This is a genomic window from Novosphingobium sp. SG707 (genome assembly GCF_012275515.1).
In the GTDB taxonomy this organism is placed as follows: Bacteria; Pseudomonadota; Alphaproteobacteria; order Sphingomonadales; family Sphingomonadaceae; genus Novosphingobium.
This window is the reverse complement of record NZ_JAAZQL010000005.1, coordinates 34,912-56,233: the sequence shown is the minus strand read 5'-3', so window position 1 is coordinate 56,233 and position 21,322 is coordinate 34,912. Positions and strand designations below refer to the sequence as shown.

Genomic DNA, 21,322 nt, shown 5'->3' with positions numbered 1-21,322 from the left:
GTTTTGCATGGGGCGACAGATATGAAAAGACGCGCATTCCTCTCCTCGGGCGCCGGTGCCGCTCTGGCGGCCGCCCTGCCCATCACCGCGCGCGCTGCCGGGGATGGCGCCGGACAGGGTGACGCCGCTTTCGTCGCGCTGACCGACCGGATCTTTTACGAGCGCCTCGAACTGTCGCCGCAGGATGCCACCTCGATCGGGCTGGACAAAGGCGAACGCGCCCCGCTCAAATCCCTGCTCAACGACCGCAGCCAGGCCGGTTTCGAGCGCTATGTGGCCCATCGCCGGGGCGCTGCCGCAGCGCTGCGGGCGATCAACCCGGCCACCTTGTCGCCCACGGCGGCGCAGCAGCGCGAACTGGCGCTGTGGTATGAGGATCGCGCGATTGCCTCGGCCAAATTCGGCATCGAGAATGTCGAGAACCCCTATGTCCTCTCGCAGGCCGACGGCGCCTATTTCGAAGTGCCCGATTTCCTCGACAGCCAGCATCCGGTCGCCACGAAAGAAGATGCCGATGCCTATCTGGCGCGGCTCGATGCGTTTGACCGGGCCATTGATCAGGACAGCGAGAAGCAGAAATCGCGCATCGCGCGCGGGCTGATCGCGCCGGGCTGGTCGCTGGATCTGACGCTGGGCCAATTGCGGGGCCTGCGCGCGGCAAAGCCTGAGGAAAGCGGCATGGCCACCTCGCTGGCGCGCCGCGCGGCCAAGGCGGGGATTGCCGGCGATTGGCAGACCCGCGCCGCCGCCATTGTCGCGGCCAAGGTCTATCCCGCGCTCGACCGCCAGATCGCCTTTGTCGAAAGCCTGAAAGGACAGACCCCGGCGGGCGACGGCATCTGGCGCGTCAAGGATGGCGAGGCGATCTATGCCGCCGCTCTGGCCGAGGCGACCACCACGAACTTTACGCCCGAAGAAATTCACAAGATCGGCCTTGCGCAGGTCGCCGACCTTTCGGCCCGGCTGGACAAGGTGCTGCGCGCCAATGGCATGACGCAGGGGACCATCGGCGCGCGTCTGGCCGCGCTCAACACCCGCCCCGATCAGCTTTATCCCAATACGGACGAGGGCCGCGCCGCGCTGCTGGCCAGCCTTAACCAGAGCGTGGCGGCGATGCAGCAAAAGCTGGGCGCGGCCTTTAACGATCCGCCCAACGATCCGCTGGAAATCCGCCGCGTGCCGGTCGAGATTCAGGATGGCGCGCCCAACGGCTATTACTATCGCGCACCCTTCGACGGCTCGCGTCCGGCCATCTATTGGATCAACCTGCGCGACACCGCCAACTGGCCCAAATACAGCCTGCCCGATCTGACCTATCACGAAGGCGTGCCGGGCCATCACCTGCAATTGTCCTATGTGCGGCGCGCGGGTAATCTGCCGCTCCTGCTGCGCAACACGTTCAATTCGGCCTATGCCGAGGGCTGGGCGCTCTATGCCGAGCAGGTGGCCTATGAACTGGGCGCGCTGCCGGGGCTGGACGAGGCGGGCTATCTGCAATCGCTGCTGTTCCGCGCGACGCGACTGGTGGTCGACACCGGCATCCATACCAAGCGCTGGAGCCGCGAAGAGGCCACGCGCTATATGATGGACACCACCGGCTTTGTCCGCGGGCGCAGCCAGAGCGAAATCGAACGCTATATCTGCATGATCGGCCAGGCGTGCAGCTACAAGATCGGCCATAATGTCTGGGTGGCCCAGCGCGAAAAGGCGCAAAAGGCGCTGGGGGCCAAATTCGACATGGGCTGGTTTCATGACGTGCTCAAGGACGGCATCCTGCCGCTGGCCATGCTGGAACGGCGGGTGGATGAACGCATCGCGGCGCGGCGCAAGGGTTAAAATTTTCGGCCCCCGCATGGTTAATGCCGCCTAGCGCTAAATACAGGGGGTCGCCGCAAGTTTCTCCGCAAACCCATCGTGTACAAACCGCCCACCAACGAAAGGAATAAGATGGGCGCGCGCAATGGTATCCCGATGGATCGCTCGGATTGGTTTCACCGGCTGGACGAACTGGCCCGGACCATAAAAGAGGCGCAGGCCGGGCAGGAGATCCATCTGCTGCGCCTGTTCCTCGATCTGCTCGACCATGCGCCGGAAACACCTTTGCTGCAGGGCCTCATGCCGCCATCGCGTGATCGTATCGAGGCGGTTCTGGCCGTCGGCGCGATGGAAAGCGCGGCCATGATCCTGATGGGCGAGGACAGCGGTTTTTGCCTGTCGCGCGGGGCCGACGGCACGCCGCTGGCCTCGGTCCTGCTGCCCTATCGCTTTGAGGAAACCACCTCGGGCGGGGCCAGTCTGACGCTGGCCTGTCTTGGCGCGCTGGCGGGCGCGCTCAACGGCGCGCAGGGGCAAATGGCGGGCAGCGCGCAGTTCGATATTCCGGCCGACACTTTGCTGCATTGAACGCCCGCGCCGCGATGGCCGGGGCCTGAAAATTCTTGTCAGCGGGCGACGGGATTGTCATACCTTACAACGAAAGGTTGATACAAACCTGCGTTGAGAGGACCGCCCCCCATGTCTCTGCTTTCCGTGCGCTCCGGCCTGTTGCTGACGCCGCTGCTGCTGGCCGCCTCCCCGGCCATGGCGGCTCCTCCCGCCTCTGGGGCGGGCGCCTGTGCGGCCATGGCGCGCGAGAATTTCGGCCCCGGCGTGGCGATCACCTCGGCCCGCATGATCCCGGCAGGCACGGCGCCGGGCGAAATGGGCGCGCCGCCGGTCGAACTGCCCGCCCATTGCCGGGTCGAAGGCACGATCAATGCCCGCCAATCCAAGGGCACCACCTATGGCATCGGCTTTGCCATCGCCCTGCCCGCCAATTGGCAGGGGCGCTTTCTGCTGCAGGGCGGGGGCGGGCTGAACGGCACGATCCGCCCGCCCATCGGCGCGGCGGCCTCGGGCAAGGTCCCCGCTCTGGCGCGCGGTTTTGCCGTCATCAGCCATGACAGCGGCCACAAGGGCGCGGTTTTCAACAGGGATTTCATGGTCGACCAACGCGCCGCCCTCGATTTTGCCGAAAGCTCGGTGCGCGAAGTGGCGCTGCTGGGCAAGGCGATCACGCGGGCCTATTACCGCCGCCCGATCGCGCGCTCCTATATGGCGGGCTGTTCGACCGGCGGGCGCGAGACGATGCTGGCGGCCCAGCGCTATCCCGAATTGTTCGACGGGCTGGTGATTGGTGCGCCCGCGATGCGCACCGGCAATTCCAATCTGGCCACCACCTATGCCGCCGTCACCTTCAACCAGGCCGCCCCGCGCGACGAAGCCGGATTGCCGATCCCCGCGCAGATCTTTTCCGCCGCCGACCGCAAGACAATCCTCGATGGCGTGTTGAACCAATGCGACGCGCTGGACGGGCGCAAGGACGGCATGATAGCTAATGTGGCGGCCTGTCATTTCCGCCCCGCCGCATTGGTCTGCGCGCCCGGCGCGGCGCAGAATTGCCTCTCGCCGCTTCAGGCCGAGGTGCTCGAACGCGCCTTCCAGCCCCCGCGCGACAAGGCGGGCCATGCGCTCTATTCGCCCTATCCCTATGACACGGGCATCATCGCCACAGGGGGCGGCATCCCCGGCTTCCTGCCCACCGGCATGCCTGGCCCGCTCGGCCCGCCGATCCGCGCCTTGACCTTCGATCCCGACGCCCGCATCGAAGCGATCCGCGCCGATTTCGTGCAAGGGCTAACCGACACCGACCGCTGGACCAACCTGTCGGGCTTTCTGGGCCATGGCGGCAAGGTGCTGTTCTATCACGGGGTTTCCGACCCGTGGTTCTCGGCCTTCGACACATGGGATTATTGGCAGCGCGCGGCCGCTGCCAATGGCTCGGCTTTCACCGATGCCAGCCGGTTCTATATGGTGCCGGGCATGGGCCATTGCGGCGGAGGCAATGCGTTTGACACATTCGACCTGCTGGGCGCGGTGGTCGATTGGGTGGAAAAGGGCGCGGCGCCCGATGCCATCGACGCCTTTCGCCGGACGGGAACGGAGACGATGCCGCTCTGCCCCTATCCCGGTTTTGCCCAATATTCGGAGGGTCAGGGCCGCTTCACCTGCGCCCCGCATTAACCCTGCGCATTAAGGCTGGCGGTTAAGACTGGTCGCGCTCGGCCCGATAGGTTGCGCGCTGCCAGTCATAGGCCGGTTCGACCAGCTCAGGATGGTCCTTGAACGCCTCGGCGGGCGGCGGGGCCATGCCCATCGCGTCGAGCAGCACCCAGAGCGCGAATTTGCGCCCGCCCTCCTGCTCGACCCCGAAATCGAGCGCGAGCTGTTCGCAGCCCATCGCCAGCGTATCGGGATCGACATCAGCCAGATCAGTCGTGTGGAAATAATGGGTGAGCAGCATGTCGAGTTCCATGGCGAGACCCTTGCGCCATCGCGCCCGGTTTGAACAGGCCCATCCGCAATTCGGCCCCGTTGACACCTCGCGCCACGCTGCCCCACCCTTGGGCGCTGTTTCCAATGGAGTTTGCCATGATCGCCCGCCGCTGCCTGCTTGCTCTTGCCCTTGCAACATCGGCACTTGGGACGGCCCCGGTTGCGGCAAAGCCTGCCGCTGTGGCTTCGGGCAAGCTGGACGCTATCCCCCGCACCGTCATCATCACCGCTTTCGAGCCGGAATGGGTGGCGTTGGAAGGCGCGGTGAAAGCTCCCAAAGCCTATCACATCAACGGCCTGACCATCCTGACAGGCAAGATGGCCGGACGCCCGGTGGTCTTGCTGCAATCGGGCGTCTCGATGGTCAATGCGGCGATGAACACGCAATTGGTGATCGACCGGTTCAACGCGCGGCGCATCGTCTTTTCCGGCATCGCGGGCGGCATCGACCCGGCGCTGTCGGTGGGCGATGTGGTGGTGGCCGACCAATGGGCGCAATATATGGAGGTCGCGCTGGGCCGCAAAAAGGGCGATCAGTTCATCAGCCCCGACATTTATGACGACCCCGACCATTTGAGCAATTACGGCATGATGATCCCGCGCACGGTGCGCGTGGGCAATGCCGCGCAGCCGGCCAAGCGCCATCGCTGGTTTCCGGCCGATCCCGCGCTATTGGCGCTGGCGCGCAAATCGGTGGGGGGCTTTGCGCTCGAACGCTGCCTGCCCGCCAACGAGCCCATCCCCCAGACGCGCGGCGTTTCGGCCGAGGCGGGGCGCTGCCTCGACCATCAGCCGCGCGTGATGGTGGGCGGCAACGGCATTTCCGGCCCCGCCTTTGCCGACAATGCCGAATATCGCGAATATCTCTTCGCCCAGTTCAAGGCGCAGGTGCTGGACATGGAAACGGCGGCCACGGCCCATGTCGCCTATGCCAATCAGGTGCCCTTCATCGGCTTCCGCTCGCTCTCCGACCTTGCGGGCGGCGACAGCGGGCCGAACCAGTCCTGGGTGTTCGGCCGCCTTGCCGCGCGCAATGCCGCCACGGTGGTGCAGCGGTTTGTGGCCGCGCTTCCTGATTGAGGGGCCGAATTGAGCGGGGCACCGGCCCTCTCAGCCCATCAAAACGCCCGATAGATTACCGGCGCGATATTGGTGAATTTGGGCAGATCACCCATCACCTTGGGCGTCTCGATCCCGTTCAGCGCCGCATCGATTGCCTCGCTGCTTTCAAAACGCAGCAACACCGCCCCGTGCCACGGCTGATCGCCCTGCGGCAAGAGCACCTCGGCGCTGCTCAGCCCATAGGGCGTCCAGCAGGTACGGACCAGCGGGATATGCGTTTCCACATAGTATTCGGCGTCAAAATACGTGTCATTCCCGAGCGGATAGCTGACAACCAGAGTAGGCATGATCTTCTCCTCATCCCGCGCCCGGTTCTGGCCGGGCCGCTTGTGTGGTGCCAACTTGCCGCAATTATCGGCAATAGGCGAATTGCCCTTTGGTCCTACGCGCTTTTGCCCGCGAGCCTGTTCAAGGACGCGTAAAGCGTTTAACCTCGCCCCATCCGACATCAAAAGAGCCGTTCTGCCATGATCGAAAAGCGTTACCTCTCGGCCAATGACCTGCTTGCCGACTCCTTCCGCCTTGCCAACAAAATCCTCGATTCCGATTTCCGCCCCACCCATATCGTAGGCATCTGGCGTGGGGGGGCGCCTGTCGGCATCGCGGTTCAGGAACTGCTGGAATATCACGGCGTGATGACCGACCATATCGCGGTGCGCACGGCCAGCTATACCGGCATCGACCGTCAGGAGGACGAGGTCCAGGTCTATTCGCTGGGCTATCTGATCGACACGCTGGAGCCTACCGACAAGCTTTTGGTGATCGACGATGTGTTCGACAGCGGGCGCTCGATTGCCGCGTTCCTCAAGGAACTGGCCGCGCGGTGTCGGCATAACACGCCCAAGACGATCCGCAGCGCCACGGTTTACTACAAACCGCGCCGGTCGAAAGTGGATATCAAGCCCGATTTCTATGTCTATGAAACGGACGAATGGCTGGTGTTCCCGCATGAGGTGGACGGGCTGACCAAGGAGGAAATCCGCAAGCACAAGCCCGAGGCGGCGATCATCCTGCGCGAGGAATAAGAGGAGGTGCACGAATTTTTGCAACGCATGGGGCAAAAATTTGCGCTTTCTCGCACAGGATGGCCGGGGCAAAGAGGACAGGGGCAACACTAAGGAGGCCAGATGAGCGGGGACATCGACGGCGCGACACTCGATGTCCTGCTGCGCGCGGCGGGATTGGCCCCGCCAGAGGAATGCCGCGCCGGGATCATGGCCAATCTGGCGCTGCTGGCCCGCCACGGCGCCCATTTGCGCGAAATCGACGATCCGATAGCGGACCCCGCCGAGTTGATCGCGCCGTGATCGATCCGTTCAACGCCTTCACCACGCTCCTGCCTGAAGGCCCCTTAACCAATGGCTTAACGCCGGACGGGCCCTTGGCGGGCACCAGCTTTGCCGCCAAGGACCTGTTCGATGTGGCGGGCCATGTCACGCTGGCGGGTTCGAAGATCAACGCCGATGACGGCAAAGTGGCGGCGCAGGACGCCACGCTGGTGGCGCGGCTGAAGGCGGCGGGGTGCCGGTTGGTCGGCATGACCAACATGGACGAATATGCCTATGGTTTCGCCACGGAAAACAGCCATTACGGCACCACGCGCAACCCGCATGATCCCTCGCGCATCGCGGGCGGTTCGTCGGGCGGATCGGCGGCGGCGGTGGCGGCGGGGCTGGTCGATATTGCGCTGGGGTCGGACACCAACGGGTCGATCCGGGTGCCTGCCTCGCTCTGCGGGGTTTACGGACTGAAGCCGACATTTGGCCGCTTGTCGCGCGCGGGGGTCTATCCCTTTGTGCACAGCCTCGACCATGCCGGATTGTTCGCCCGGACCCCGGCGATGCTGGCCGCCGCCTATGACGCGCTGCAAGGCCCCGACCCCCGCGACCCCGCGCAAGGCCAACGCCCGGTCGAACCCGTAGCGCTGACACCCGACATGCCCCCCCTGCGCGTGGGCGTGCTGGGCGGATTTTTCGCAACCGGGGCCGCGCCGGAGGCCCATACCGCGCTGGCCCATGTCGGCGATGGGTTGGCGGGTCTGGGCTGTTCCATCGCCCCCGCCCTGCTGACCGGCGCCAGTCAGGCGCGTTCAGCCGCCTTTTGCATGACCGCTATGGAGGGGGGCAGCCTGCACCGCGCCGATCTGATGACGCGCCCGATGGATTTCGATCCCGCCGTGCGCGACCGGATGCTGGCCGGATTGCTGATGCCTGCCGATCTGCTGCTGGCCGCGCGGCGGGTGCGGCGGATTGTGGCCGATCAGGCCCGCGCGCTGTTTGCCGATTTCGACCTACTGCTCTCCCCCGCCACGCCATGCAGCGCCCCGCGCATCGGCGAGGCCACCATCGAGATCGAGGGCCAACAGGTCCCCGTCCGCGCCAACCTTGGCATGTTCTGCCAGCCGATCAGCTTTATCGGCCTGCCCGCGATCTCCGTCCCCGCGCTGGCAGACACGCCCTTGCCCATCGGCGTCCAGATGATCGCGCCCGCATGGGCCGAAGCGCGCCTGATCGACGCCGCCCACCACCTTCACCGCGCCGGGATCACCGGCACCACAGGACCCACGCCATGAGCCTCGCATCCACGCTCGACCGCCATTTCGCGCTATCCGAAAGGGGCACCTCGATCCGCACCGAGGTGCTGGCCGGGGCGACGACTTTCCTGACCATGGCCTATATCATTCTGGTCAATCCCTCGATTCTTGGGCTGGCCGGGATGCCGGTGGCGGGCGTGGCGGCGGCCACCTGCTTTGCCGCCGCTTTTGCCAGCATCCTGATGGGCACGATCGCCAACACACCGCTGGCTCTGGCCCCGGGCATGGGGCTCAACGCCTATTTCAGCTTTACCGTGGTCCAGTCGATGCATGTGCCATGGCCGGTGGCGCTGGGCTGCGTGTTTGTCTCAGGCGCGATTTTCCTGATCCTGACGCTGGCGGGGATACGCCAGATGATCGTAGCCGCAATCCCGTCGCATCTGTTCGCGGCGGTGGCGGCGGGCATCGGCCTGTTCATCGGGCTGATCGGCCTTAAAAACGGCGGTCTGGTGGTCAACAGCCCGGCCACGGGTCTGGCGCTGGGCAATCTGCATGAGACGGGGCCGATTCTGGCGATTGTCGGGCTTGTGCTGGTGGTGTCGCTGCATGTGTGGCGGGTGAATGCGGCCATCCTGATCGCGATTGCGGCCACGACCATCCTGGCATGGATCGTGGGCGCGGTCAGTTTCGATGTTAAACCCTATTCCATCGCGGCAATGACCGAGACGGTGGGCAAGCTCGACCTTGGCGGCGTGTTCGGCTTTGGCGGCAAGGCGGGGTTGGGGATTTTCGAAATCCTGTTCGTGTTCCTCTTCGTCGATCTGTTCGACAATCTGGGCACGCTGATGGCGGTCACACGCCGCGCAGGGTTAATTGAACCGGCAGGCAATATTCCCGGCCTCAACCGGATGCTGGTGGCCGATTCGCTGGCCACGATGGTGGGCGCGGTGGCGGGTACGTCGACCGTCACCTCCTATGTGGAAAGCGCCAGCGGGGTCGAAGTCGGCGGGCGCACCGGGTTGACGGCAATTGTCACGGGCGTGCTGTTTCTGGCCGCGATGTTTGTCGCCCCCTATGCGCAACTGGTGCCCGGCGCGGCGACGGCGCCCGCGCTGATCCTTGTCGGCGCGCTGATGATGGCGCCGCTGGCCGATGTGGAATGGACCGATCCGGAAGATGCCATCCCCGCTTTCCTGACGCTGGCAGGCATTCCCCTCACCTTTTCCATCGCCAATGGTCTGGCCTTCGGCATTGCCGCCCATGCGCTTATCAAGCTGGTGCGGGGCAAGATCACGCGGAAAGACTGGCTGCTGCTGGTGCTGGCGGGGCTGTTCATCGCGCGCTTTGTCTGGCTGTCGGGGGCGGCGTGATGCAGACGGCCAAGGAGACGGCACGCGGCGAAGGGGGCATCGTCACCGCGCCCCATTATCTGGCATCGCGCGCGGGCCTCTCGGTGTTGCAAGATGGCGGGACGGCGGTCGAGGCCTGCGTGGCGGTGGCGGCCGCGCTGGCGGTGGTCTATCCGCATATGACCGGCATCGGCGGCGATGGCTTCTGGGTGATCCGCGAGGCCGATGGGCGCGTTCATGGCATCCACGGCTGCGGCGGGGCGGCGGAAAAGGCGGATCTGGCGCTCTATGCGGGGCTGGACGCGGTGCCATGGCGCGGGCCTCTGGCGGCCAACACCGTGGCGGGCACGATCAGCGGGTGGCAGGCGGCGCTGGAAAGCGATGGCGGGTCGATGCCTTTGGCGCGCCTGCTGCGCGATGCCATCGCCCATGCCGAGGCGGGCGTGGCCGTCACGCGCGGCGGGGCGGAAATTGCCGCCGCCAAGGGTCCGGAACTGCGCATTCAACCGGGCGCTTATGCGTCGGTGTTTGAACCCGATGGCCATCCCCTGCGCGAGGGGGATAGTCTGCGCCAGCCCTTGCTGGCCGCTACCTTGCGGCGCCTGTGTGACGAGGGGCTGGAGAGTTTCTATCGCGGTCCTCTGGCGGCGGACATGGCCGAGGATCTGGCCGCGCTGGGCAGCCCGGTTTCGGCCTCCGACATGGCCGCGCATCACGCCACCCGCCCCGCCCCGCCCCATGTGCGGACGAGCCATGGCACGCTGTATAATGCCGCCCCGCCGACGCAGGGGACGGCCTCGCTGCTGATCCTCGCCCTGTTTGACCGGCTGCAGGCGGGCGCGATGGATGGGTTCAGCCATATTCACGGGCTGGTGGAGGCCACCAAACAGGCCTTCCTCTGGCGCGACCGGCATTGCGGCGATCCGGCCTATATGGAGAGCGATCCGCAGACCCTGCTGGATGATCCCGCCGCGCTGGACGCGATGGCCGCGCGGATTGACCCGGCGCGCGCCCTGCCCTGGCCCCAGCCCAGCCAGTGGGGCGACACCTGCTGGTTCGCTGCCGCCGATGGCAGGGGGCAGGTCGTCTCCTGCATCCAGAGCACCTATTTCGAATTTGGCTCCGGCCTTGTCCTGCCGCGCACCGGGATCACATGGCAGAACCGGGGCGCATCGTTTCGTCTGGCACCGAACGGGTGGAATGCGCTCAAACCCTTTCGCAAGCCGTTCCACACGCTCAATCCCGCGCTGGCCCTGTTCGATGATGGCCGCGTGATGGCCTATGGCACGATGGGCGGCGAGGGCCAGCCCCAGACTCAGGCCGCGATCTTTTCCCGCTATGCCCGCTATGGCGCCGATCTTCAGGAGGCGATTGCCGCCCCCCGCTGGCTGCTGGGCCGGACATGGGGAGATGAGAGCACCACGCTGAAGATTGAGGACGGGTTTGCGCCCGAGGTCTATGATGCGCTGATCGCGGCGGGCCATGATGTCGAGCGCGTTGGCCCGATCACGGCGATGATGGGCCATGCGGGCGCGATTGTCCGCCGCCCCGATGGCGGATTGGAAGGCGCCACCGATCCGCGCAGCGATGGCGAGGCAGCAGCATGGTAGGCGGATCACGAGCGGTCGCACGCTGCGAGGCTTTGGGCCGCGCCCCCTTTTCCGACATGGAGGGCGGGCTTTACCGCGCATGGCTGAGCCCTGCCTATCGCGCCGCGCGTGAACAGCTCTGCGCATGGATGGTCGAGGCGGGCATGACCCCGCGCACCGATGCGGCGGCCAATCTGATCGGGCGCTATCCCGGCACGCAGGACCTGCCCCCGCTCATCATTGCCAGCCATTTGGACAGCGTGCGCGATGGCGGGTTTTACGACGGGCCATTGGGGGTGATGCTGGGGGTGGAATGCGTGGCGGCGCTCTCGGCCTGCGGGCGGCATATGCCCTTTCCCATCGAAATCATCGCCTTTGGCGACGAGGAAGGCAGCCGCTTTCCCGCCGCCATGCTGACAAGCAAGGCGGTGGCGGGGGTCTTGGAGGGCGTGCCAGACATGGCCGATGCCGGAGGCGTTACGCTGGCGCGGGCTTTGGCCGAATATGGCCTTTCGCCCGATGGACTGGCGAATGCGCGGCACCCCGGCGCGCTGGCCTATCTGGAGGCGCATATCGAGCAAGGCCCGGTGCTGGAGGCCGAGGGGCTGGCGCTGGGCGTGGTGACGGGGATTGCCGCGCAATTGCGCTATAGCATGGTGGTGCGGGGCCTTGCGGGCCACGCGGGGACCAGTTCGATGCCGCTGCGCCGTGATGCCTTGGCCGGGGCGGCGGAAATGGTGCTGGCGGTGGAGGCCATCGCGCGAGCCGATGAAAGCGATCTGGTGGCCACGGTGGGCCGGATCGAGGCGCTGCCCGGCGCGGCCAATGTCATTGCGGGCGAGGTGCGCTTTACCCTCGATGTGCGCGCGGGCGATGCGGCGCGGCGCAACCGGGCGGCGGAGCGGATCCTTGATGCGATGGTCGATATTGCCGAGGCGCGCGGTCTGGATTTTGAATTTGAGCGGGTCCACGATCTGCCCGCCAGCCCATGCGACGGGCGGCTGATGGACCTGCTGGAGAGCGCCTTGGTGGAAAACGGTCATCCTGCCCGGCGGCTCGTGTCGGGGGCGGGGCATGATGCGATGGTGATGGCGCAATTGTGCCCCACTGCGATGCTGTTCATCCGTTGTCGCGACGGCGTCAGCCACAATCCGGCCGAACATGTCGAACCCGCCGATGCCGAGGCGGCATTGGCCGTGATGCTGGGCTTTATCGAGAAAATGGGAGCAACCTATGCTTGATCCGCTGCTCTTTGGCGAGATCGACCCGCCTCAGCGGTTGCTGATGGGGCCGGGGCCGGTCAATGCCCATCCGCGCGTGCTGCGCGCGATGAGCGCGGATCTGCTGGGCCAGTTCGACCCGGAAATGACCGCCTATATGAATCAGGTGATGGCGCTCTATCGCCCGATCTTTGGCACAGGCAATCGCTGGACGATGCTGGTGGACGGCACCGCGCGCGCGGGGATCGAGGCGGCGCTGGTCAGCCTGATCCAGCCGGGCGAAACCGCGCTGGTGGTCAATTTCGGGCGCTTCGGGCTGCTCTTGCAGGAGATCCTGACGCGGATCGGGGCAAGGTTTGAAACCGTCGATGCACCATGGGGCGAGGTCGTGCCGATGGAGGCGATCCGCGAAGCCGCCCTGCGCGTCCGACCGGCGCTGATCTGCAGCGTGCATGGCGATACGTCCACCACGATGGCCCAGCCCCTCGATGGGCTTGGCGAAATTGCCAAAGAGGTCGGTGCGCTGACCTATATCGATGCCACCGCGACGATCGGCGGCATGGAAATCGCCGCCGACCGCTGGGGCGTCGATGTCATCACAGGGGGGCTGCAAAAATGTCTGGGCGGGCCGTCGGGCAGCGCGCCGATCACCATTTCGGATGCGGCGGCCGAGAAGATCTTTGCCCGCCGCCATGATGAAAAGGGCATCCGCGCCGCCGACGCCGTCGATGGCCATGGGCCGCGCATCGGCTCGAACTATTTCGATCTGGCCATGGTGATGGATTACTGGAGCGAGAAGCGGCTGAACCACCACACCGAGGCGACCTCCATGCTTTATGGCGCGCGGGAATGCGCGCGCGTGGCGCTGGGCGAAGGGCTGGAGGCGCGGTATCGCCGCCACCGCGCGGCGGGCGCGGCGATGAGCGCAGGGCTGCGTGCGATGGGCCTGACGCTGTTTGGCGATGATGCCCACCGGATGACCAATGTCACGGGCGTCTATATCCCCGAAGGCATTGATGGCGAGACGATCCGCCGCGCGATGCGCGAGCATTTCGAAATCGAGATCGGCACCGCCTTTGGCCCTCTGGCCGGGCGGATCTGGCGGATCGGGGCGATGGGCTATAATGCGATGAAGCATAAGGTGCTGATAACGCTGGCCGCGCTGGAGGCTTGCCTGAGCGCGCAAGGCTTCACGCTGCCGATGGGGGCGGCGGTGCCTGCCGCATTGGCGGCGTGGGAGGCAACGCAGTGAGCCGCGACCTGATCGGCTATGGCCCCACGCCCCCCGATGCCGGGTGGCCGAGCGGCGCGCGGGTGGCGGTCAATTTCGTCATCAATTATGAGGAAGGTGCGGAGAACAGCCCGCTTTACGGCGATGAACTGTCTGAAGGCTTTCTGTCCGACATGGTGGGCGCCGCGCGCCATCCGGCCCGCGCCATGGCCATGGAAAGCCTCTATGAATATGGCAGCCGTGCCGGTTTCTGGCGCCTCCATCGCCTGTTTACGGATCGCGCCGCGCCTGTCACCGTGTTCGGCGTCGCCGCCGCGATGGAGCAGAACCCCGATGCGGTCGAGGCCATGCTGAAGGCCGATTGGGAGGTGGCAACCCATGGCTACCGCTGGATCGACTATCAATACATCCCCGCCGAGGTGGAGGCCGAGCATATCGCCAAAGCCATCGCCATCCACACAGCGCTGACCGGAGAGCGCCCGCTGGGCTGGTATCAGGGGCGCACCAGCCCGAACACCGCGCGCCTCGTGGCGCAGGAGGGCGGGTTTCTTTACGATGCCGATTCCTATGCCGACGATCTGCCCTATTGGGATGACCGGCATGGAAAAGCGCAGCTCATCGTACCCTACAGCCTCGACGCCAATGACATGAAGATGGTCGCGCTCAACGGCTTTACCGAAGGTGAGCAGTTCTTCCGCTATCTGCGCGACACCTTTGACCAACTGGCGGAGGAAGGCGGGCGGATGATGAGCATCGGCCTGCATGGGCGGATCGCGGGGCGCCCGGGCCGCGCACGGGCGGTCGCGCGTTTCCTCGATCATGTGATGGAGAGCGGCGCGGCATGGATCACCACAAGGCGCGAGATCGCCCGCCACTGGATCGCCACGCATCCCTATGGAGGCGGCGCATGACCATCGACGATCCGGTCGTGCTGGCCGAAGTGACTTCGGCGTTTCATGAATATGAGCGCGCCCTGATGGCGGATGACATTCCCGCGATGGACGCGCTGTTTCACGATGCGCCCACCACCAACCGCTATGGCGTGGGCGAGGTGCTCTATGGCATCGAGGAAATCCGGGAGTTTCGCAAGGGGCGCGGCGGATCGCCACAACGCCGGTTGGGGCGCGTCTCGATCACCACCTATGGCGATGCTTTCGCCACGGCGGACGCCGAATTTTTCCGCGAAGGATCGGATCGCCGCGGGCGGCAGACGCAGGCTTGGGTGAAATTTGCCGATGGCTGGAAAGTCGTCTCGGCCCATGTCAGCCTTGAAGGGAATTCGCATTGAGCGCCCTGTTCGAACATTCGCCCTGGGTGGAAGCGCGCGCCGATGCCGCGCCATCATCGGGCGACCGCCATGCCGATCTGATGGCGGCGGTCTATGGCGCCAGCCGCGCCGAGCAATTGGCCCTGATCCGCGCCCATCCCGAACTGGCGGGCAAGGCGGCGATTGACGGCACGCTGACCAGCGCATCCGCTGCCGAACAGGCCAGCGCCGGGCTGGACCGTTTGACGCCCGAGGAATTTGCCCGGTTCCATGCGCTCAACGCCGCCTATCGCGCGGCCCATGACATGCCCTTCATCATCTGCGTGCGGCTGACCGACAAGGCTGGTATATTGGCCGCGATGGAGGCCCGCGCGGCCCATGATACCGAGACGGAAATCGCCGCCGCGCTGGCCGAAATCGGAAAGATCACCAAGTTGCGGCTGGAGGATCAGCCATGAGCAGCCTTTCGACCCACGTTCTCGACACGATGCACGGCACGCCTGCGGCAGGCATGGCGGTGACGCTGACCGGGCCGCATGGGCTGGCGGCGCAGGGGGTGACCAATGAGGATGGGCGCGTGGCCAATCTGGCCCCGGCCGATCTGGCGCCGGGGCGCTATCGGCTCAGCTTTGCCGTGGCGGATTATTTCCGGGGGCGGGGCGTGGCCCTGCCCGATCCGCCGTTTCTGGACGAAGTTTCCATCGATTTCGGCATAGCCCAAAGCAGCGGGGCCGAACGCGGTGGGCATTACCATGTGCCGCTGCTCGTCTCGCCCTTTTCCTATTCCACCTATCGCGGGAGTTGAGATGATCCGCTTTCTGCTCGACGGGCAAGTAACGGAAATCGAGGCGGGCGCGCAGGAAACCGCGCTGCATCTGATCCGCGAAAGGCTGGGCCGCAAGGGCACCAAGGAAGGCTGCGGCGAGGGCGATTGCGGGGCCTGCACAGTGCTGCTGGGCGAGATTGTGGAAGGGACGGTGCAATGGCGCGCGGTCAATTCCTGCATCCTGTTTGCCCCCATGCTGGACGGCAAGGCGCTGGTGACCGTGGAAAGCCTCGGCACGCCCGATCGCCTCTGCGCGGTGCAGGGCGAGATGGTGACGCGCCATGGCAGCCAGTGCGGCTTTTGCACCCCCGGTTTCATCATGAGCCTTGAAGGCCGCGCAAGAGGCGGATTGGGCACCGTCGGGCGTCCGGTGGCCGATGTGCTCTCTGGCAATCTGTGCCGCTGCACCGGCTATGGCCCGATACTCGACAGCGCGGCGGCCTGCCCCCCTGCCCTGCGCGATGATGGCGATGTGCTGGCGGGTCTGGCGGGTCTGCCGCGCGGCGAGGGCGACAACTGGCATGCGCCGCGCTCCGCCGATGAACTGGCCGCGCTGCTGGTGGACTATCCCGATGCGCGGATCGTGGCGGGGGCCACCGATGTCGGCCTGTGGGTGACCAAGCAATTGCGCGATCTGGGGCGGGTGATCTTCATCGGCGATGTAGCCGACCTGCGCGGGATTGAGGAGAATGAGGCGGGCGTCACGCTGGGCGCGACGGTGCGCTATTCGGAAAGCTGGGATGTGCTGGCGCGGCTGCACCCGGATCTGGGCGAGCTGGTGCGGCGGATTGCCGGGACGCCGGTGCGCAATGCGGGCACGATCGGCGGCAATATTGCCAATGGATCGCCCATCGGCGACATGCCGCCCGCGCTGATCGCCCTTGGCGCGACATTGACGCTGCGCCGGGGCGATAGGCGGCGAGAAATGGCGCTGGAGGATTATTTCCTGGCCTATGGCAAGCAGGACCGGCGCGAGGGGGAATTTGTCGAGGGGGTCTTCATCCCGCGTCCTGCACCTGAAGCAGTGATCGCCATCACCAAACTGTCCAAACGCTTTGACAGCGATATTTCGGCGGTGCTGGGGGCGTTTCACCTGACCATAGAGGATGGCGTAATCACCCGCGCGCGCATCGCCTTTGGCGGCATGGCGGCCACGCCCAAACGCGCCCATGCCACAGAGGAAGCGCTGATCGGCAAGGCATGGGAGGAGGCGAGTATCGAGGCGGCCATCCCGGCTCTCGCCCGCGATTATCAGCCTTTGAGCGATGTGCGCGGGTCATCGGCCTATCGCCTTGCCGTGGCGGGCAACCTGCTGCGCCGCCTCTGGCTGGCCCAAAACGGCGAGGCGGTCAGCGTGCTGGAGGTGAGCCATGACTGAGGTTCACACGCCCCATATCCATGACAGCGCCCGCCTGCACGTAACGGGCGCGGCGGCCTATATTGACGATCTGCCGCATCCTGCCGGGCTGCTCCATCTGGCCTTTGGCCTGTCGGCGCGGGCCCATGCGCGGGTTCTGGCGATGGACCTGTCGGCGGTGCGCGCCGCGCCGGGCGTGGTGGGGGTCTATACGGCAGCCGATATTCCCGGCGACAACAATGTCGGCCCGCTGCGCCATGACGAACCCCTGCTGGCCAGCGACGAGGTGCATTTTGCCGGGCAGCCGCTGTTTCTGGTGGCGGCGCAAAGCCACGATTCTGCCCGCCGCGCGGCAAGGCTGGCCAAGGTGGACTATGAGGACCTGCCCGCGCATCTGACCGTGGCCGAGGCCTTGGCGGCGGGCGACCATATCGAGCCGACCCAGCGCATGGCGCGCGGCGATGCCGATGCCGCTCTGGCCGCCAGCCCCCGCCGCCTGTCGGGCAGGCTGGAGATCGGCGGGCAGGAGCATTTCTACCTCGAAGGCCAGATCGCGCAGGCGATGCCGATGGAGGATGGGCAGACCCACGTCTGGTCCTCGACCCAGCATCCGTCCGAGGTGCAGCATCTGGTCGCGCATCTGCTGGGCCGCCCCAGCGCTGATGTGACGGTGGAAGCGCGGCGACTGGGCGGCGGATTTGGCGGCAAGGAAACGCAGGCCACCGCGCCCACCGCCGCCTGCGCGCTGGTGGCGATGAAGACGGGGCGGCCCGCGCGTCTGCGCTATGACCGCGACGACGATATGATGCTGACCGGCAAGAGGCATGATTTTGTTATCCGCTATGATGTCGGCTTTGACGATGAAGGCGTGCTGACCGGGCTGAAGCTGGAACTGGCCTCACGCTGCGGCATCAGCATGGACCTCTCGCCATCCATCAACGACCGGGCGATGTTTCATGCCGACAATGCCTATTGGCTGCCCGCAGTGGAAATCCTGAGCCATCGCCTGCGCACCAACACCGTGTCGAACACCGCCTTTCGCGGCTTTGGCGGGCCGCAGGGCATGATCGCCATCGAGCGGATCATGGATGATGTCGCCGCCAACGTGGGGCGCGATCCGCTGGCCGTGCGCCGCGCCAATCTCTATGCGCCGGGGCGCGATATTACGCCCTATGGGATGCGCGTGGCCGATAATGTCGCGCCGCAGATCATGGATGAACTGGCGGCATCGTGCGATTACAACGCGCGGCGGGCGGCGGTGGCGGCCTTCAACGCATCGCACCGCGTGCTCAAAAAAGGCATCGCCCTCACCCCCGTCAAATTCGGCATCAGCTTTACCGCGCAGCATCTCAATCAGGCGGGCGCGCTGGTGCTGGTCTATGCCGATGGTTCGGTCCAATTGAACCATGGCGGGATCGAGATGGGGCAAGGACTCTACACCAAGGTCGCGCAGGTGGTGGCCGATGTCTTCGCCCTGCCCCTTTCGCGCATCCGCATCACCGCCACGCGCACCGACAAAGTGCCCAACACCAGCGCAACGGCGGCCTCTTCGGGGTCAGACCTGAACGGCATGGCCGCCTATTATGCGGCGATGGAAATCCGGGGGCGGATGGCTGCATGGCTGGCCGCGCAAAATGGCGTGGCGGTCGAGGATGTGCGCTTTACGCCCGAGGGCGTGGTGGCCGCAGACACCACCATGCCGTTTTCCGCGCTGGCCCGCATGGCCTATATGGCGCGGGTGCAACTGTGGGCCAGCGGCTTTTACGCCACGCCCGAGATCCACTATGACCGCGCCGCGCATCATGGCCGCCCGTTCTATTATTTCGCCTATGGCGCGGCGTGCAGCGAGGTGGTGATCGACACGCTGACGGGTGAGCATAAGGTCCTGCGGACGGATATTCTCCATGATGCGGGGCGCTCTCTCAATCCGGCGATTGATCTGGGGCAGGTCGAGGGCGGGTTCATTCAGGGCATGGGCTGGCTGACCACCGAGGAGCTTGTTTTCCACCCCGATGGCCGCTTGCTCAGCCACGCGCCCAGCACGTATAAAATCCCCACGGCATCCGACCGTCCGGCCCATATGGACATTCGCCTGTGGGAACGGGGCGAGAATGTCGAACCCACCATCCACCGCTCCAAGGCCGTGGGCGAGCCGCCCTTCATGCTGGCGATCAGCGTTTTCAGCGCTTTGAGCGAGGCGGTGATGGCGGCGGCCCCCGGTGTCGGCCTGCCCGCGCTGGATGCGCCCGCCACGCCGGAGCGGATTTTGAAAGCCATTGCGGAGTTAAAGGCGCGATGATCTGGCAGGATCTGGCCCGGCAGGCTTTGCCGCGCGAACCCGTTGCGCTCATCAGCGTGCTGGCCACCGAAGGGTCAGCCCCGCGCGGGCCGGGCGCGCGCATGGTGATCACGGCGGGCGCAATGGCGGGCACGATCGGCGGCGGGCGGCTGGAGCATCAATTGGTGGCGCAGGCCCGCGCCATTCTGGCCTATCCGGCAGGCACTTGGCGGGTGCAGGATTATCCTTTGGGGCCTTTGCTGGGCCAGTGCTGCGGCGGGCGGGTGCGGGTGATGGTCGAACGCCTGAGCGATGCGGCATGGTTTGATGCGCCCACGCTGACCACCTTGCGCGACGGAGCGGTGGAGCGCGCGCCTTTGGGCAACCGGCCCGTTTCGCCCATCCCGGCGCGCGGACCCCTGCCCGCCCCCGGCTTTGCCTTTGCCGAGCCGCAGGATGGGCCGCGTCTGCCGCTGATGCTGTTTGGCGCAGGGCATGTCGGGCGGGCGATTGCCCGGCGGGTCGAGGGATTGCCGCTGTCGCTGGCATGGTATGATAGCCGCGCCGATTATGACGCGCCCGGCGTGATGATCGCGCCCGAGGCGGAATTGGTGGAATGCGCGGCCAGCGCGGGGGGCGATCATGCGGTGCTGATCCTGACGCATGACCATGGGCTGGACTATCGGCTGGTGGCGGCGACTTTGCGTTCGCGGGCGCGGTTTGTCGGGCTGATCGGTTCGGCCACCAAGCGTTCGCGGTTTCTGGCGCGGCTGCGGGCTGAAGGGGGTGATGCCTCGCGCCTGACCTGCCCCATCGGCATCCCCGGCATCACCGGCAAGGAGCCGGACACGATCGCCATTGCCGTATTGGCGCAATTGCTCTCGCTGCCCTTGGCCGCCAGCATGGAGCAGGCGGCATAATGCGCGGGTTTCGCGGCGAGATCCTGACCACACCGGCCCCCGATGTGGTCCAGCATTATCCCGATGGCCTGCTGGTGGTCGAGGATGGGCTGGTGGTGGCGCTGGGGCCTTATGCCGATCTGGCGGAGCGGTTTGGCGATGTTCCGATCGAGCGCTTGCCGGGCCTAATCGTGCCCGGCTTTATCGACACCCATATCCATTATCCGCAAACCGCTCGCATCGCCGCCCATGGCCAGCAATTGCTGAGCTGGCTGGAGCAGCATATTTTCCCGGCGGAAAAGGCCTTTGCCTCCCGCGCTCATGCCGACCGCGTGGCCGCCTTCTTCCTCGACGAATTGCTGCGCAACGGCACGACCAGCGCGCTGGTTTTCGCCACCGTGCATGAGGGCAGCGTGGACGCTTTGTTCGAGGCGGCGCTCTCGCGCAATATGCGGATCATTTCGGGCAAGGTGCTGATGGACCTTGGGCCGGAAGGTCTGCGCGATACGCCGGAGGCCGCGCGGGGGGAAAGCGAGGCGCTGATCGCGCGGTGGCGCGGGCGCGGGCGGCTGGGCTATGCCGTGACGCCGCGCTTTGCGCTGACCTCGTCCGATGCGCAATTGCGCGTGGCGGGCGATCTGCTGGCCGCGCACGGCGATGTGATGATGCACACGCATATGGCCGAAAACATCGGCGAATGCGCGGCGGTGGAGGCGCGGTTTGGCGCGGCGCATTATATCGACGCCTATGACCGGTTTGGGCTGGTGGGGCCGCGATCCTTGTTTGCCCATTGCATCCATATGAATGATGCCGCGATGGGCCGCATGGGCGAGGCCGGCTCGGCCATCGCCTTTTGCCCGACCAGCAATCTGTTTCTGGGTTCGGGCCTGTTCGATCTGGCCCATGCGGACCGGTTTGGGGTGAAGGTGGGCATGGGCACGGATGTGGGCGCGGGGACGAGTTTCTCGATGCTGGCAACGCAGGGCGAGGCCTATAAGGTATGCCAGATGCGAGGGAGCGTGCTCGATCCGTTTCGCGCGCTCTATCTGGCAACGGCCGGGGGCGCGCGGGCGCTGGGCCTGTCGGACCGGATCGGCGGATTGCAGGAGGGGCAGGAGGCGGATTTCATCGTGCTCGATCCCGGCGCCACGCCTTTGCTGGCGATGCGGACGGCCGGGGCGGGGCTGGCCGAAAAACTGTTTGCCATGCAGGTGCTGGGCGATGACCGCTGTGTGGCGCGCACCTATATTGCTGGCATCCTTGCCCATTCGCGATAG

21 protein-coding genes are annotated in these 21,322 nt (G+C 66.0%); 19 read left to right on the top strand and 2 right to left on the bottom strand.

Going from position 1 to position 21,322, the window contains the following annotated elements:
• The first annotated feature begins 21 nt into the window (after positions 1-21).
• The 3 genes from FHW92_RS15430 (at position 22) to FHW92_RS15420 (ending at position 4,062) form a co-directional block, all read left to right on the top strand.
• Positions 22-1,836, top strand: a complete 1,815-nt coding sequence (locus FHW92_RS15430; RefSeq protein WP_168604177.1) for a DUF885 family protein — start codon at positions 22-24, stop codon at positions 1,834-1,836.
• Positions 1,837-1,947: 111 nt separating this feature from the next.
• Positions 1,948-2,403 (top strand): hypothetical protein, encoded by a 456-nt coding sequence (locus FHW92_RS15425; protein WP_168604176.1) that lies wholly within the window; start codon positions 1,948-1,950, stop codon positions 2,401-2,403.
• Positions 2,404-2,514: 111 nt separating this feature from the next.
• Positions 2,515-4,062 (top strand): tannase/feruloyl esterase family alpha/beta hydrolase, encoded by a 1,548-nt coding sequence (locus tag FHW92_RS15420; RefSeq protein WP_210428539.1) that lies wholly within the window; start codon positions 2,515-2,517, stop codon positions 4,060-4,062.
• Positions 4,063-4,084: 22 nt separating this feature from the next.
• On the opposite strand, the gene FHW92_RS15415 is transcribed toward FHW92_RS15420, so the two are convergent.
• The gene (locus FHW92_RS15415) at positions 4,085-4,354 is read right to left on the bottom strand and encodes a hypothetical protein (protein ID WP_210428538.1); all 270 of its coding nucleotides are present in this window, start codon (positions 4,352-4,354) and stop codon (positions 4,085-4,087) included.
• Between the two features lie 116 nt (positions 4,355-4,470).
• On the opposite strand from FHW92_RS15415, the gene FHW92_RS15410 reads away from it, so the two are divergent.
• Positions 4,471-5,454 carry a 5'-methylthioadenosine/S-adenosylhomocysteine nucleosidase gene (locus FHW92_RS15410; protein WP_168604175.1) on the top strand — a complete coding sequence of 328 codons (984 nt, stop codon included), beginning with the start codon at positions 4,471-4,473 and terminating at the stop codon, positions 5,452-5,454.
• A 38-nt stretch (positions 5,455-5,492) separates the two neighbouring features.
• Here FHW92_RS15410 and FHW92_RS15405 read toward each other — a convergent pair whose 3' ends face one another.
• A complete protein-coding gene (locus FHW92_RS15405; RefSeq protein ID WP_168604174.1) occupies positions 5,493-5,783 on the bottom strand; it encodes an EthD family reductase in 291 nt (96 codons plus the stop codon).
• Positions 5,784-5,963: 180 nt separating this feature from the next.
• Here FHW92_RS15405 and FHW92_RS15400 point away from each other — a divergent pair, with 180 nt between their 5' ends.
• The 15 genes from FHW92_RS15400 to guaD all read left to right on the top strand — a co-directional run bounded on the left by FHW92_RS15400 (position 5,964) and on the right by guaD (position 21,322).
• On the top strand, positions 5,964-6,521 hold the full coding sequence (locus tag FHW92_RS15400; RefSeq protein ID WP_168604173.1) for a phosphoribosyltransferase family protein: 558 nt from the start codon (positions 5,964-5,966) through the stop codon (positions 6,519-6,521).
• Between the two features lie 102 nt (positions 6,522-6,623).
• Positions 6,624-6,803 carry a hypothetical protein gene (locus FHW92_RS25810; protein ID WP_246870189.1) on the top strand — a complete coding sequence of 60 codons (180 nt, stop codon included), beginning with the start codon at positions 6,624-6,626 and terminating at the stop codon, positions 6,801-6,803.
• Complete coding sequence (locus tag FHW92_RS15395) at positions 6,800-8,068, top strand: AtzE family amidohydrolase (protein WP_349237696.1); 1,269 nt, start codon at positions 6,800-6,802, stop codon at positions 8,066-8,068. The genes FHW92_RS25810 and FHW92_RS15395 overlap by 4 nt, the downstream gene beginning before the upstream one ends.
• A complete protein-coding gene (locus FHW92_RS15390) occupies positions 8,065-9,399 on the top strand; it encodes an NCS2 family permease (protein ID WP_168604171.1) in 1,335 nt (444 codons plus the stop codon). The genes FHW92_RS15395 and FHW92_RS15390 overlap by 4 nt, the downstream gene beginning before the upstream one ends.
• Positions 9,399-10,988 carry a gamma-glutamyltransferase gene (locus FHW92_RS15385; RefSeq protein WP_168604170.1) on the top strand — a complete coding sequence of 530 codons (1,590 nt, stop codon included), beginning with the start codon at positions 9,399-9,401 and terminating at the stop codon, positions 10,986-10,988. Before FHW92_RS15390 ends, FHW92_RS15385 begins: the two co-directional genes overlap by 1 nt.
• Entirely contained in the window at positions 10,982-12,208 is a 1,227-nt protein-coding gene (locus FHW92_RS15380; RefSeq protein ID WP_168604169.1) for an allantoate amidohydrolase, read from the top strand. The genes FHW92_RS15385 and FHW92_RS15380 overlap by 7 nt, the downstream gene beginning before the upstream one ends.
• Positions 12,201-13,439 (top strand): alanine--glyoxylate aminotransferase family protein, encoded by a 1,239-nt coding sequence (locus FHW92_RS15375; protein ID WP_168604168.1) that lies wholly within the window; start codon positions 12,201-12,203, stop codon positions 13,437-13,439. The genes FHW92_RS15380 and FHW92_RS15375 overlap by 8 nt, the downstream gene beginning before the upstream one ends.
• Positions 13,436-14,329 carry an allantoinase PuuE gene (puuE, locus tag FHW92_RS15370; RefSeq protein WP_168604167.1) on the top strand — a complete coding sequence of 298 codons (894 nt, stop codon included), beginning with the start codon at positions 13,436-13,438 and terminating at the stop codon, positions 14,327-14,329. The genes FHW92_RS15375 and puuE overlap by 4 nt, the downstream gene beginning before the upstream one ends.
• On the top strand, positions 14,326-14,706 hold the full coding sequence (gene hpxZ, locus FHW92_RS15365; protein WP_168604166.1) for an oxalurate catabolism protein HpxZ: 381 nt from the start codon (positions 14,326-14,328) through the stop codon (positions 14,704-14,706). Before puuE ends, hpxZ begins: the two co-directional genes overlap by 4 nt.
• Positions 14,703-15,143, top strand: coding sequence for a 2-oxo-4-hydroxy-4-carboxy-5-ureidoimidazoline decarboxylase (gene uraD, locus FHW92_RS15360; protein WP_168604165.1), 441 nt, complete (start codon positions 14,703-14,705; stop codon positions 15,141-15,143). Before hpxZ ends, uraD begins: the two co-directional genes overlap by 4 nt.
• Positions 15,140-15,490: a hydroxyisourate hydrolase gene (gene uraH / locus FHW92_RS15355; RefSeq protein ID WP_168604164.1), complete on the top strand. Its 351-nt coding sequence runs from the start codon at positions 15,140-15,142 to the stop codon at positions 15,488-15,490. Before uraD ends, uraH begins: the two co-directional genes overlap by 4 nt.
• 1 nt (position 15,491) lies before the next feature.
• Positions 15,492-16,889: a xanthine dehydrogenase small subunit gene (xdhA, locus tag FHW92_RS15350; RefSeq protein WP_168604163.1), complete on the top strand. Its 1,398-nt coding sequence runs from the start codon at positions 15,492-15,494 to the stop codon at positions 16,887-16,889.
• Positions 16,882-19,167 (top strand): xanthine dehydrogenase molybdopterin binding subunit, encoded by a 2,286-nt coding sequence (xdhB, locus tag FHW92_RS15345; protein WP_168604162.1) that lies wholly within the window; start codon positions 16,882-16,884, stop codon positions 19,165-19,167. Before xdhA ends, xdhB begins: the two co-directional genes overlap by 8 nt.
• Positions 19,164-20,066: a xanthine dehydrogenase accessory protein XdhC gene (gene xdhC / locus FHW92_RS15340; RefSeq protein ID WP_168604161.1), complete on the top strand. Its 903-nt coding sequence runs from the start codon at positions 19,164-19,166 to the stop codon at positions 20,064-20,066. The genes xdhB and xdhC overlap by 4 nt, the downstream gene beginning before the upstream one ends.
• Positions 20,066-21,322, top strand: coding sequence for a guanine deaminase (gene guaD / locus FHW92_RS15335; RefSeq protein ID WP_168604160.1), 1,257 nt, complete (start codon positions 20,066-20,068; stop codon positions 21,320-21,322). Before xdhC ends, guaD begins: the two co-directional genes overlap by 1 nt.

What these genes read in the sequence shown, in the direction of transcription:
- FHW92_RS15430 (WP_168604177.1), top strand. Translation starts at nt 22, where the DNA reads ATGAAAAGACGCGCATTCCTCTCCTCGGGCGCCGGTGCCGCTCTGGCG.
- FHW92_RS15425 (WP_168604176.1), top strand. Translation starts at nt 1,948, where the DNA reads ATGGGCGCGCGCAATGGTATCCCGATGGATCGCTCGGATTGGTTTCAC.
- FHW92_RS15420 (WP_210428539.1), top strand. Translation starts at nt 2,515, where the DNA reads ATGTCTCTGCTTTCCGTGCGCTCCGGCCTGTTGCTGACGCCGCTGCTG.
- FHW92_RS15415 (WP_210428538.1), bottom strand. Translation starts at nt 4,354, where the DNA reads ATGGAACTCGACATGCTGCTCACCCATTATTTCCACACGACTGATCTG.
- FHW92_RS15410 (WP_168604175.1), top strand. Translation starts at nt 4,471, where the DNA reads ATGATCGCCCGCCGCTGCCTGCTTGCTCTTGCCCTTGCAACATCGGCA.
- FHW92_RS15405 (WP_168604174.1), bottom strand. Translation starts at nt 5,783, where the DNA reads ATGCCTACTCTGGTTGTCAGCTATCCGCTCGGGAATGACACGTATTTT.
- FHW92_RS15400 (WP_168604173.1), top strand. Translation starts at nt 5,964, where the DNA reads ATGATCGAAAAGCGTTACCTCTCGGCCAATGACCTGCTTGCCGACTCC.
- FHW92_RS25810 (WP_246870189.1), top strand. Translation starts at nt 6,624, where the DNA reads ATGAGCGGGGACATCGACGGCGCGACACTCGATGTCCTGCTGCGCGCG.
- FHW92_RS15390 (WP_168604171.1), top strand. Translation starts at nt 8,065, where the DNA reads ATGAGCCTCGCATCCACGCTCGACCGCCATTTCGCGCTATCCGAAAGG.
- FHW92_RS15385 (WP_168604170.1), top strand. Translation starts at nt 9,399, where the DNA reads ATGCAGACGGCCAAGGAGACGGCACGCGGCGAAGGGGGCATCGTCACC.
- FHW92_RS15380 (WP_168604169.1), top strand. Translation starts at nt 10,982, where the DNA reads ATGGTAGGCGGATCACGAGCGGTCGCACGCTGCGAGGCTTTGGGCCGC.
- FHW92_RS15375 (WP_168604168.1), top strand. Translation starts at nt 12,201, where the DNA reads ATGCTTGATCCGCTGCTCTTTGGCGAGATCGACCCGCCTCAGCGGTTG.
- hpxZ (WP_168604166.1), top strand. Translation starts at nt 14,326, where the DNA reads ATGACCATCGACGATCCGGTCGTGCTGGCCGAAGTGACTTCGGCGTTT.
- uraH (WP_168604164.1), top strand. Translation starts at nt 15,140, where the DNA reads ATGAGCAGCCTTTCGACCCACGTTCTCGACACGATGCACGGCACGCCT.
- xdhA (WP_168604163.1), top strand. Translation starts at nt 15,492, where the DNA reads ATGATCCGCTTTCTGCTCGACGGGCAAGTAACGGAAATCGAGGCGGGC.
- xdhB (WP_168604162.1), top strand. Translation starts at nt 16,882, where the DNA reads ATGACTGAGGTTCACACGCCCCATATCCATGACAGCGCCCGCCTGCAC.
- xdhC (WP_168604161.1), top strand. Translation starts at nt 19,164, where the DNA reads ATGATCTGGCAGGATCTGGCCCGGCAGGCTTTGCCGCGCGAACCCGTT.
- guaD (WP_168604160.1), top strand. Translation starts at nt 20,066, where the DNA reads ATGCGCGGGTTTCGCGGCGAGATCCTGACCACACCGGCCCCCGATGTG.